This window comes from Bacteroides pyogenes DSM 20611 = JCM 6294 (assembly GCF_000428105.1).
GTDB lineage: Bacteria > Bacteroidota > Bacteroidia > Bacteroidales > Bacteroidaceae > Bacteroides > Bacteroides pyogenes.
Genome location: NZ_ATZH01000011.1, coordinates 18,619 through 30,018, shown reverse-complemented (window position 1 = coordinate 30,018; position 11,400 = coordinate 18,619). Strand labels below are relative to the sequence as shown.

Below are 11,400 nucleotides of genomic sequence, written 5' to 3'. Positions count from 1 at the left end.
GATACAGGCGACAGCTTTACACCGGTTGTTCTCGTGTCGGGATTCCGACGGGGCGGTGTAAAGCTGTCGTTTTGTGATATATCCCCGAATAAGCCGTCAAAAGATGATTTTCAGTATTTTGCCGCTGTATCCGCCTACGGATACTTCTGTGGCTTTATACGGCAGCAGACTGATTTCTTCCTCTTTTCCGGTCAGCAGTTCGGTGGCTTTGCAAACGTCGGTCTGCGGCATTTGCAGATAGTCGAAAGCGTGCGAAGGTATGTTGATGGCAACGTCGACCGGCTGGCTGTCGAAGTTGACTACAAAAAACAACAACTCATTGCCGAACTTCCGCATGAATGTGTACTGCCGGTGTTCGTTGAACTTCCATCCGTTGATATTCGCGTACATCAGATCGAAGAAAAGCCCTTGAGCGATGGCTTGCTCTTCGTTGCAAAGGGTGAGCACTTTCCGGTAGACGGTGTACAAACGCTTGTGTTCTTCGGATAACATCTTTCCGTCGAACTTGCCTCCGTTCCGCCACCTTCGGATGGTGTCCACGCTCCAATAGTCGAATATGGTGGTTCGCCCGTCTTTACCGCTGAATCCTTCGTTGTCCATGCCCCGTTCGCCGAATTCCTGTCCGAAATAGATCATCATCGGATTGGTGTTCATGCAGGCCGAAACGATGAGACCCGGAATACCTTTGCGCGGGTTTCCCGCAAAGAAATCGGAAGCGATGCGCTGCTCGTCGTGGTTTTCGAGGAAGTTGAGCATATATTTCTCCATTCCGTTCAGGCTTTGCCAACATTGGGTGATGGCTGTTGCCGACTGAAAGCCGCAGATTACATTGCGAAGTGTTTCGTACAAGCCGACTTTATCGTACAGGTAATCGAATTTTCCCCGTTGCAGGTAATTACGGTATTCGGCGGGATTGTAGACTTCGGCGATGAAAAGGATGTCGGGATAAGCCTCTTTTACTTGTGGAATCGCCCATTCCCAGAACTCTACGGGAACCATTTCCGCCATGTCGCACCGGAAAGCGTCTATCTTTTTCGAAGCCCAGAACAGCAGTATGTCCAACATTTTGAACCATGTATCCGGAGTGGGCGAGAAGTGGCACGTGCCTCCGTTCTGATAGTCTATGCCATAATTCAGCTTTATGGTTTCATACCAGTCGTTCACCGTTGGCGTCGCGTCGAACCGGTTGTTGCCTGTCGCCTTGGCGGGAAACTCCCGGTAAGGTTCCGCTGCTCCCGCCGTCATGTCGAACTGTCCGCGGAGTTCGGCTTTGGGAATGTAATAAAAGTTATTGTAAGGACTGAATGATTGCGCCGGGTCGTCGTTGGCTCCGAGGTTTACAGTCCCGTCGGGTTGCATGTCCGAATGGTACTGACGCGACACGTGGTTCGGAACGAAATCGATTATCACCTTTAGTCCTGCACGGTGCGTGCGGCGAACCAGATTCTCGAATTCCTTCATCCGTTCGGGTATGTCGTTCACCAGATCGGGGTCTACATCGTAATAATCCTTAATGGCGTAGGGCGAGCCCGCTTTTCCTTTCACGATGGCGGGATGGTCGGGGCGGATGTTGTAGCGGCGGTAATCGGTCTGCGTGGCATGCTCGATGATGCCGGTATACCAGATATGCGTCGCTCCCGTCTTTTTGATTTCTCCCAAAGCCTTGAGCGTAAAGTCTCCCATTTTACCGCAGCCGTTGGTAACGATATCCCCGTTGCGCACGCAATGGTTGTTGTTGTTTCCGAACAGGCGGGTAAAAACCTGATAGATGATGATTTTCTTTTCGTTGTCCATTATGTTGTTTTTTTCTTCAGTGTCGATATTCTTTTTGGGTATTGCAAAGCGCAACGGCTTTACTTCCATATTTTCCCTTTCTCTTCGAGCAACGAGCCGAGCAGCCGGTTGGCGGTTTCGTATCCCTGATTGAATATTTCTTCCGCTTTTTCCAGTTCCGTGTTGCTATATCCGTTCAGGTTGTACGGCTCGATCAGCAAGTCGCATTTTGCTCTTTCGGGAAAAGTGTTTGCGCGGAACATGAAGTGGAAAGAACGCATGGCGATGGTCAGGATATTCATTTTATAGTCTTCCGCCATGAGCGGGCTTACGTTTACCCCGACCACCTTGTCGCATACTCTGCGAAGGGTAGAAACGGGAAGATTCATCAGGAGCCCCCCGTCTACGTAGTTCGTACCGTTTATTTTCACGGGGGCGAACATCACGGGCATGCAGCAGGAGGCTGCGATGCGTTCGGCTATCGGCCCGCGATGAAAGTGTACCATGCGCCCGTGGTCGAGATCGGTGGCTGTGACAATCAGCGGTATTTGCAGCTCCTCCATTCGTTGGGCCCTCAGATGGGTGCGAAGAAAGTCCATAAATTCGCTCAATTCGAACAATCCCCTTTTAGGAATCGTAAGTTTGGTAAGGTCGAGAAACTTATGTCCTGCAAAATATTCGATAACCTGATAAGGCTCGTTGCCGTCGGCGCAGAACACCCCCGCAAGCGCGCCCGCGCTTACTCCGGAGATGATATCCGGCTTGATGTCGTGTTCCAACAAGGACTGCATGACTCCCAAATGAGCAAATCCTTTGATAAATCCCCCGCTTAGCGCATAGCCTATCTGATATTTCCGGCTATTCCATTTCTCGTTCATAACTAACTACTCTTGCTTTTCATTTACTTCGCCACGAATTTAATGAATTTATTGAAAGTAACGGAAGGATAGGAGATAGTTTTTTGTCCGATTTGCAATCCGGCCGAACGGATATACGGTTGAAACTGCGATGATATGGTGTTGTTTGAGGTTTTCTGCGCTGTGAATCGGGCGGCAATACGTATTCCGAGTGGAAGTATGCTGCCGAAAGCCCTCTTCGAGGGTGATGGATCGGCGGATTTGCGGCAGATTTTGGATGCGATGGAGGAGAGGGATGCCTCATTCATCTTCTTTTTGGGGAAAGAAACAGAGGCGCAGCAGTCTGAAACAAGATTTTCCGGGAAACTTGAGAAGAACAGGTTTTGAACAAACAGAAGTGTTCCAAATTGGGGCGTTGCTTTTTTCGGGAACGGAACAGGGGTTTTGCCGGTTTGAAGCGGGGAGATTTTTCCCGAAAAAGTGTGATTCTCTGCGGGATGTGTTGAAATAGGTGTGCTCGTAGACAAACTTTGTCTGGAAGAAAGAGCATGATTCTGCCGGACTGAATCGGCAGGCTTTTGATGAAAGCTATCACTTTGTCGGATTAAAAACGAAGACTCTGTCCAGGTGATGTAGAGCTTTTGCCGGGTGAAAACAGAGCTTCTCACTGATGAAAGCCAAAGCTCTGTTCTGCGAAATCAGAGGGGTTATTCTGCGAGAGCAGAGACGTTATTCTTCGAAATCAGAGAGGTTGTTCTGTGAAATCAGAGGCGCTATTCTTCGAAAGCAGAGCTTCTGTCCGGAGTAAACAGAACTTCTATTCGGCCCCAATAGACTCTCTATTTAAGAGCAGGTGGAATTTTCATCTGTCCTGCGCCGGGTTTTCGTCCATCCGGAAAGAGTTTCTAACCGGATGGAACGTTAGGTTTTACCGGCACAAAGCACGACTTTTAAAACCGACGGGACGAATCCGGTGAAGCAGCGGAAGTAAGGGGATTCCGTATGGCGGAAACAGAAAAATGCGGATTTATACATAGGAGACAAGCCCTTGAGCTTGCGGTGATTGTATAAATCCGCATGGAGTAAAATTGGAAACTTCATAATCACTCGCTTATAAATCTTGTGATTATTGTATCAATCCACGTTGCGCGTTTGGGAAATTTCTCGTCAGGTTCCCCGCCGATTCGTTTTTCGTTTCCCGCAAAATCTTTTTTCACCCTCTGCCGCTTCTCGCTTGGTTTCGAGCCGGTTTGCTTTTCGGCGAAACGAATCTCCCGAAGTTACGCCTGTTTATTCGATACCGTGCGCATTTGCGGTAGAGTCGATCTTTTTAATCAACCCTTGAAGCACTGCGCCGGGACCGCACTCGGTGAAGTCTGTCGCACCGTCGGCTATCATTTTTACAACAGTCTGTGTCCAACGTACGGGAGCGGTGAGTTGCGCCACCAGATTCTGCTTGATTTCCTCCGGATCGGTGTGCGGCAAAGCGTCTACGTTTTGGTATACCGGGCATTTCGGAGTGTGGAAATGGGTGGCATTAATGGCTGCGGCGAGTTCTATCTTTGCCGGATCCATCAACGGAGAATGAAACGCTCCGCCGACTTTCAACGGCAACGCGCGTTTGGCTCCGGCTGCTTTCATCAGTTCGCACGCCTTTTCGATGCCGGGAACCGAACCGGAAATTACGATTTGTCCCGGGCAGTTGTAGTTGGCAGCCACGCACACTTCGTCTTCCGCAGACACTGAGGCGCAGATCTCTTCCACCTTTTCGTCGGGCAACGCAAGGATGGCTGCCATTGTAGAAGGCGTTTTCTCGCAGGCTTTCTGCATCGCCATCGCACGTGCGTAAACCAGCTTCAAACCGTCTTCGAAGCTCAGCGCGCCGGCGGCCACCAATGCCGAAAACTCTCCGAGCGAATGCCCGGCGGTCATTTCAGGTTTGAAGTCGTCGCCCATGCAAAGCGCAGAGATAACCGAATGCAGGAACACGGCAGGCTGGGTTACCTTTGTCTGACGGAGGTCTTCCTCCGTTCCTTCGAACATAATATCTGTGATACGGTATCCGAGGATACCATTGGCTTTTTCAAACAAGTCCTTTGCTAAAGCTGAATTCTCATACAGGTCTTTGCCCATTCCGACAAATTGGGCGCCTTGACCGGGAAATACGAATGCTTTCATGTCTTTTCTATTTTTAATTTATTGTTAATTGCATCGCAAAGGTATACTTTTTTACAATACGGCGGCACAAAAAACCGCTTTTTATGCAATTCACTTATGGAAATGCCACAACGGACCGTTGCCGTGTCCGATGTTGAGTTCCTTTGCGGCGAGGATGGAGCGGGTGATGTAGTCTTTCGCCTGCCGCACCGAATCTTGCAAAGAACATCCCCGCGCAAGATAGGTGGCTATGGCGGAAGAAAGCGTGCATCCCGTTCCGTGCAGATTGCGGCTTTCTATCTTCGGTTGCTCGTAGCCGAACGTTGTGCCCGAGGCGCAAAGCAGGTCGCACGCCTTGTCGCCCGGCAGATGTCCTCCTTTTATCAACACCGAAGTATGGTAAGTATCTGCCAACTTGCGGGCAACCTCCCGCATCTCTTGCAGGCCCTCCGCCGTTTCGCCGGAAAGGATTTCCGCCTCGTTAAGATTCGGCGTGACAAGGGTGGTGAGGGGCAACAATTCCTGCTTCACCCTTCCTACGGCCTCTTCCGTCATCAGCCTCTTTCCGCTGGTAGATACCATTACCGGGTCGTAAACAACGTGTGCCGGACGGTATTTCCGCAGGCAGGCGGCTATGGTTCCTACCATATCGGCGTCATAAATCATCCCGATTTTCACGGCGGAAGGCTTCAGATCATCCATTACCGCTTCTATTTGCCCGCGTACGACATCCGCAGGAACCGGATATACCGCCGCTACGCCCCACGTGTTCTGTACGGTAATCGCCGTGATGGCGGTTGCCGCATACCCGCCCAATGCCGAGATTGTCTTCATGTCCGCCTGTATTCCGGCTCCTCCGGAGCAGTCGGAACCGGCAATGGATAAAATGACCGGATGACTTTTCATTTCGCTGTTTGCAGATTTGCGGTAAAGATAGAGAAAAAGAAGAAAATGTCAAACAGATTTTGGGGAGAAGCAGCATGAAGAGCTTCAATCTATGTCGTTTTTTTTCTCCAAATTAGATTTACCGGTGGTGCTTTGCGGGTATTTCTAACTTTCTCTATGAAGTATGTGCAATTGATAAGTATAATTCGTATATTTGCTTTTATACCTACTAAATATATATGTCATGGAACAGCATCCGATTAAAATTAATAAAGTGGAACTTAGAAATCTTCAGATAGAAGATTATTCGCAATTGTCCCAATCATTTACTCGTGTTTATTCGGGAGGGAGTGACGTTTTTTGGACACGCCGGCAAATCGAAACTCTGATTCGAATTTTCCCGGAAGGTCAGATTGTCACTATTGTGGACAATAAGATTGTCGGCTGTGCGTTGTCTATCATTGTCGATTATGATAAAGTGAAGAACGATCATACATACGCCCAAGTCACAGGCAAAGAAACATTTAACACGCATAATCCCAACGGCAATATTCTATATGGAATTGAAGTCTTTATCCATCCCGAATACCGCGGTCTGCGACTGGCCCGCCGCATGTACGAATATCGCAAAGAGCTTTGTGAAACGTTGAATTTAAAAGCGATCATGTTTGGCGGTCGCATTCCGAATTACTATAAATATGCCGATCGGATGCGTCCGAAAGAGTATATCGCGCGCGTGCGGCAGCGTGAAATATACGACCCGGTGTTGACTTTCCAACTGTCTAATGATTTTCACGTTCGCAAGGTTATGACAAACTACTTGCCCAATGATGAAGAATCGAAGCATTACGCCTGTTTGCTGCAATGGGACAATATTTATTATCAGGCGCCTACTCAGGAATACATATCGCCTAAGACGACCGTTCGCGTAGGCTTGGTGCAATGGCAGATGCGCAGCTATCATACATTGGATGACCTGTTCGAACAAGTAGAGTTTTTTGTAGATGCGGTATCCGATTATAAGAGCGATTTTATTCTTTTCCCCGAATATTTCAACGCTCCGCTGATGTCTAAATATAATGATCAGGGCGAATCGCAAGCCATTCGCGGGCTGGCGGGATATACCGAGGAAATTCGCGAGCGATTCGTCAATCTGGCCATCAGCTACAACATCAATATCATTACCGGCAGCATGCCATTGCTGAAGGAAGACGGAATGTTGTATAACGTTGGCTTTCTTTGCCGCCGTGACGGGACGTATGAAATGTATGAGAAATTGCATGTTACTCCGGACGAAATCAAAAGCTGGGGACTAAGGGGCGGAAAATCTTTGAGAACCTTCGACACCGATTGTGCCAGAATCGGTGTATTGATTTGCTACGATGTGGAGTTTCCCGAACTTTCGCGATTGATGGCCGATCAAGGCATGCAGATTTTGTTTGTTCCGTTTGTAACAGATACGCAAAATGCCTATTCCCGTGTTCGTGCCTGCGCCCAGGCACGTGCCATCGAAAACGAATGTTTTGTGGTGATTGCCGGTTCTGTGGGTAATCTTCCGCGTGTACATAACATGGATATCCAATATGCGCAGTCGGGAGTGTTTACTCCGTGCGACTTCCCTTTCCCTACAGACGGGAAACGTGCGGAAGCGACACCGAATACGGAAATGATTTTGGTTTCGGACGTAGACCTTGATTTGCTGAACGAACTTCATACTTACGGAAGCGTGCGTAATTTGAAAGATCGCAGAAATGATTTGTATGAAGTAAGATATAAGAAATAACTAAATTCCATTATCTTTGTTGCCGAATTGGTTCCGGGCAGAGTTCTTCCTCTATCCGGATGAAAAGGGAATCGGGTGCAAATCCCGGACAGTCCCGCTGCTGTGAAACTCCGTTTTTATAAATTACGATAAATACTATAATGGCCACTGGCTGCTTCGAGGAGACGAAGCGCCGGGAAGGCGTCGGAAATGAGGAGTCAGTCAGAAGACCTGCCGTTCATCAAAGGCTGTTTCTACTCGTGGGATAGGGAAGCAGTGCGAAAGATTTCATAATTCATTAAAAACATTTCATGGAAATAATCAAGAGAAATGGGACGACGGAGCTTTATGAGAAAGAGAAGATTGCCGTCGCCATGCGAAAAAGTTTCTCAAGCACCGGGCAGCAAGTCGCCGATCAGATCATTTACGCTATGGCCGACGAGGTGGAAACGTTTGTCCGCAGCCACATAGACAACCGCAGCGTAGAAAAGATTCAGGATGAGGTGGAAAAAGTTTTGATGGAGCACGGTTTCTACGCCGAGGCGAAAAACTATATCCTGTATCGCTGGCAACGGACGGAACGTAGAAAAGCGTTGAATCATATTGCAGACGAACTGCGTGATGAAAGCATTACGCATGTGCTAAAGGGCATACAGGCGGATTTTCCGGAGAACGAATACAATCCGGCTGCACTTGCCGAGAAATTTTCCGGCTTTTGCAAACCGGAGATGTCGTCCGGCGAACGATTGGAAGCGCTTATCAAAGCGGCTGTGGAACTTACTACGCAGGATGCGCCTTCATGGGAATTCATCGCCGCGCGCTTGCTCGCCCATCAGTTGAAGGCAAAGCTCGAACGGCAAGCCGAAGCCGCGGGAATCGGTTCTTTCTACGACAAATTGCGCTATCTTACGGAAGAAGGGTTGTATGGCAGCTATATACTCAATACGTATTCGCAGGAAGAGATTGAGGAGGCCGCCGGCTTTATGCAGCCCGAACGGGATAAGTTGCTGAACTATTCGGGACTGGATTTATTAGCGAAGCGTTATCTCATCCGTACCCATTCGCATGAGCCGGTGGAGTCGGTACAGGAAATGTACCTGGGCATAGCCTTGCATCTGGCGATGCCCGAAAAGAACGACAGGCTTCAGTGGGTTCGTAAGTTCTACGACTTGCTTAGCAAACTGGAAGTGACGATGGCTACGCCAACGCTGGCTAATGCGCGTAAACCTTACCACCAGCTTTCCAGTTGCTTCATCGATACGGTTCCCGACAGTCTGGAAGGAATCTACCGGAGCATCGACAACTTTGCGATGGTCAGCAAGTTCGGCGGTGGAATGGGGCTGTACTTCGGCAAGGTTCGCGCTGCAGGCGGTGACATTCGTGGCTTTAAAGGAGTGGCGGGCGGAGTCATTCGCTGGATGAAGCTGGTCAATGATACGGCTGTTGCGGTCGATCAGCTGGGTATGAGGCAAGGTGCCGTAGCCGTCTATCTCGATGTTTGGCACAAAGACCTGCCCGAATTTTTACAGCTCCGCACGAACAACGGAGACGACCGCATGAAAGCGCACGACATCTTCCCGGCCGTTTGCTACCCCGACCTCTTTTGGAAAATGGCGAAAGAGGATCTGAACCAGACTTGGCATTTATTCTGCCCCAATGAGATTCTGAAAATCAAAGGTTATTGTCTGGAAGATTATTACGGGAAAGAGTGGGAGAAAAGATATCTGGATTGTGTGAAAGATGCCCGCATCTCCAAGCGTACCATCAGCATTAAGGATATCGTGAGGCTGACGTTGCGATCGGCGGTCGAAACGGGCACTCCGTTCACGTTCAACCGCGATACGGTGAACCGGGCCAATCCGAACAACCACCGCGGCATTATTTATTGTTCGAACCTGTGTACGGAAATCGCCCAGAATATGTCGCCCATAGAAACGGTTTCCACCGAAATCCGCTCGGAAGAGGGCGATACGATAGTGGTGAATACTGTCCGTCCCGGCGACTTTGTCGTATGCAACCTCGCCAGCCTGTCGTTGGGACACCTGCCGTTGGAAGACAAAGCGCAGATGAAAGAGAAGGTGGCAACAGTGGTGCGCGCACTCGATAACGTGATCGATCTGAACTTTTATCCCCTTCCATATGCTAAGATAACGAATCATCGCTATCGCAGCATCGGACTGGGAGTGAGCGGTTATCATCATGCTTTGGCCATTCGCGGCATTGCGTGGGAGAGCGAAGAGCACCTCCGCTTTGCCGATAGGGTATTCGAAAACATCAACTATGCCGCTATCGAAGCAAGTGCCGAGCTGGCTAAAGAAAAAGGAAGCTATGCTTATTTCGAAGGAAGCGACTGGCAGACCGGAGCTTATTTCTCCAAACGGGGGTACGTTTCGCAGGCTTGGAACGAACTGGCGGTAAAGGTTGCCGCATGCGGCATGCGAAACGCTTATTTGCTTGCCATCGCTCCTACCAGCAGCACCGGCATCATTGCGGGAACTACGGCAGGTATCGATCCGGTAATGAAACGTTTCTTTCTGGAGGAGAAGAAAGGGGCGATGCTTCCCCGTGTGGCTCCGGCTTTGTCCGACAAGACTTTCTGGATGTACAAAGGAGCTTACTTGATCGACCAGCAATGGAGTATCCGCGCCGCCGGCATTCGGCAGCTGCATATCGACCAATCTCAAAGTCTGAACCTTTATATAACCAATGATTTCAGCATGAGGCAGGTTCTTAATTTATATCTGCTGGCATGGGAGTGCGGCGTGAAAACATTGTATTACGTGCGCGGCAAATCGCTGGAAGTGGAAGAATGCGAAAGCTGTGCATCTTAAAGAAGAAGAAAAATAAAAAAGAAATAGAATGATGGAAATCAAGAAATTAAAGAAGAATGCCCTCTTCAATCCGCAGGGCGACACGGAAATACGGCTGAGGCGAATGATCGGGGGAAATACAACCAATCTGAACGACTTCAACAACATGCGCTATAAATGGGTAAGCGATTGGTATCGTCAGGCGATGAACAACTTCTGGATACCCGAAGAAATCAACTTAACGCAAGATACCAAAGACTATCCGCATCTGGACAAAGTGGAGCGGACTGCGTATGACAAGATTCTGAGCTTCCTCGTGTTCCTCGATTCTTTGCAGAGCAACAACCTGCCAACCATTAGCGAGTATATCACCGCCAACGAGGTGAACCTTTGCCTTCATATTCAGGCGTTTCAGGAGTGTGTGCACAGTCAGAGCTACAGCTATATGCTCGATACGATTTGCAGTCCCGAAGAACGGAATGAAATTCTGTATCAATGGAAGACCGACGAGCATCTGCTGAAGCGGAATACGTTTATCGGCAACTGCTATAACGAGTTTCAGGAAAGTCAGGACGGGTTTACGCTCATGAAGACGCTCATCGCCAATTATATTCTCGAAGGCATTTACTTTTACAGCGGTTTTATGTTTTTCTACAACCTCAGCCGCAACGGGAAAATGTCCGGATCGGCTCAGGAAATCCGCTACATCAACCGTGATGAGAATACGCATCTCTGGTTGTTCCGCAATATTATTCTGGAACTGAAGAAAGAAGAGCCCGATTTGTTCACTCCCGATAAGGTGAAAGTGTACGAGGCCATGATGCGCGAAGGCGTGCAGCAGGAAATAGAGTGGGGGCAATATGTGATAGGTGATCATATACAAGGGTTGAATAAGAAGATGATTGCCGACTACATTCGCTTCCTTGGAAATCTGCGTTGGAGCAGTCTCGGCTTCGACCCTTTGTACGAAGACAACCGGAAAGAGCCGGAAAGCATGCATTGGGTGTCGCAATATTCGAATGCCAACATGGTGAAAACCGATTTCTTCGAAGCGAAAAGCACCGCTTACGCAAAGAGTACCGCGTTGGAAGACGACTTGTAGCAGATTACGGCATCGTTTGTGAGAAAAAAGTGGCGATACCGGAAAAAGAAAACA

Annotated in this window: 8 protein-coding genes and 1 riboswitch; of the genes, 3 read left to right on the top strand and 5 right to left on the bottom strand. The window is 49.0% G+C overall.

Going from position 1 to position 11,400, the window contains the following annotated elements:
- Positions 1-96 precede the first annotated feature (96 nt).
- The 5 genes from C234_RS0103150 to thiD all read right to left on the bottom strand — a co-directional run bounded on the left by C234_RS0103150 (position 97) and on the right by thiD (position 5,693).
- Positions 97-1,794 (bottom strand): alpha-amylase family protein, encoded by a 1,698-nt coding sequence (locus C234_RS0103150; protein WP_027324579.1) that lies wholly within the window; start codon positions 1,792-1,794, stop codon positions 97-99.
- Between the two features lie 59 nt (positions 1,795-1,853).
- Positions 1,854-2,651, bottom strand: coding sequence for a patatin-like phospholipase family protein (locus tag C234_RS0103145; RefSeq protein ID WP_027324578.1), 798 nt, complete (start codon positions 2,649-2,651; stop codon positions 1,854-1,856).
- 23 nt (positions 2,652-2,674) lie between these two features.
- A complete protein-coding gene (locus C234_RS0103140) occupies positions 2,675-2,938 on the bottom strand; it encodes a hypothetical protein (RefSeq protein ID WP_027324577.1) in 264 nt (87 codons plus the stop codon).
- Positions 2,939-3,920: 982 nt separating this feature from the next.
- Positions 3,921-4,808 carry an ACP S-malonyltransferase gene (gene fabD, locus C234_RS0103130; protein WP_027324575.1) on the bottom strand — a complete coding sequence of 296 codons (888 nt, stop codon included), beginning with the start codon at positions 4,806-4,808 and terminating at the stop codon, positions 3,921-3,923.
- A 90-nt stretch (positions 4,809-4,898) separates the two neighbouring features.
- Positions 4,899-5,693, bottom strand: a complete 795-nt coding sequence (thiD, locus tag C234_RS0103125) for a bifunctional hydroxymethylpyrimidine kinase/phosphomethylpyrimidine kinase (RefSeq protein WP_027324574.1) — start codon at positions 5,691-5,693, stop codon at positions 4,899-4,901.
- A gap of 223 nt (positions 5,694-5,916) precedes the next feature.
- Between thiD and C234_RS0103120 the strand changes: the two genes are divergently transcribed.
- The 3 genes from C234_RS0103120 to C234_RS0103110 all read left to right on the top strand — a co-directional run bounded on the left by C234_RS0103120 (position 5,917) and on the right by C234_RS0103110 (position 11,346).
- On the top strand, positions 5,917-7,455 hold the full coding sequence (locus tag C234_RS0103120; protein WP_027324573.1) for a carbon-nitrogen hydrolase family protein: 1,539 nt from the start codon (positions 5,917-5,919) through the stop codon (positions 7,453-7,455).
- Between the two features lie 11 nt (positions 7,456-7,466).
- A riboswitch (cobalamin riboswitch) is annotated at positions 7,467-7,687 on the top strand.
- Between the two features lie 58 nt (positions 7,688-7,745).
- Positions 7,746-10,265 carry a ribonucleoside-diphosphate reductase subunit alpha gene (locus tag C234_RS0103115; protein ID WP_027324572.1) on the top strand — a complete coding sequence of 840 codons (2,520 nt, stop codon included), beginning with the start codon at positions 7,746-7,748 and terminating at the stop codon, positions 10,263-10,265.
- A gap of 31 nt (positions 10,266-10,296) precedes the next feature.
- Positions 10,297-11,346, top strand: a complete 1,050-nt coding sequence (locus C234_RS0103110; protein WP_027324571.1) for a ribonucleotide-diphosphate reductase subunit beta — start codon at positions 10,297-10,299, stop codon at positions 11,344-11,346.
- The last annotated feature ends 54 nt before the right edge of the window (positions 11,347-11,400 follow it).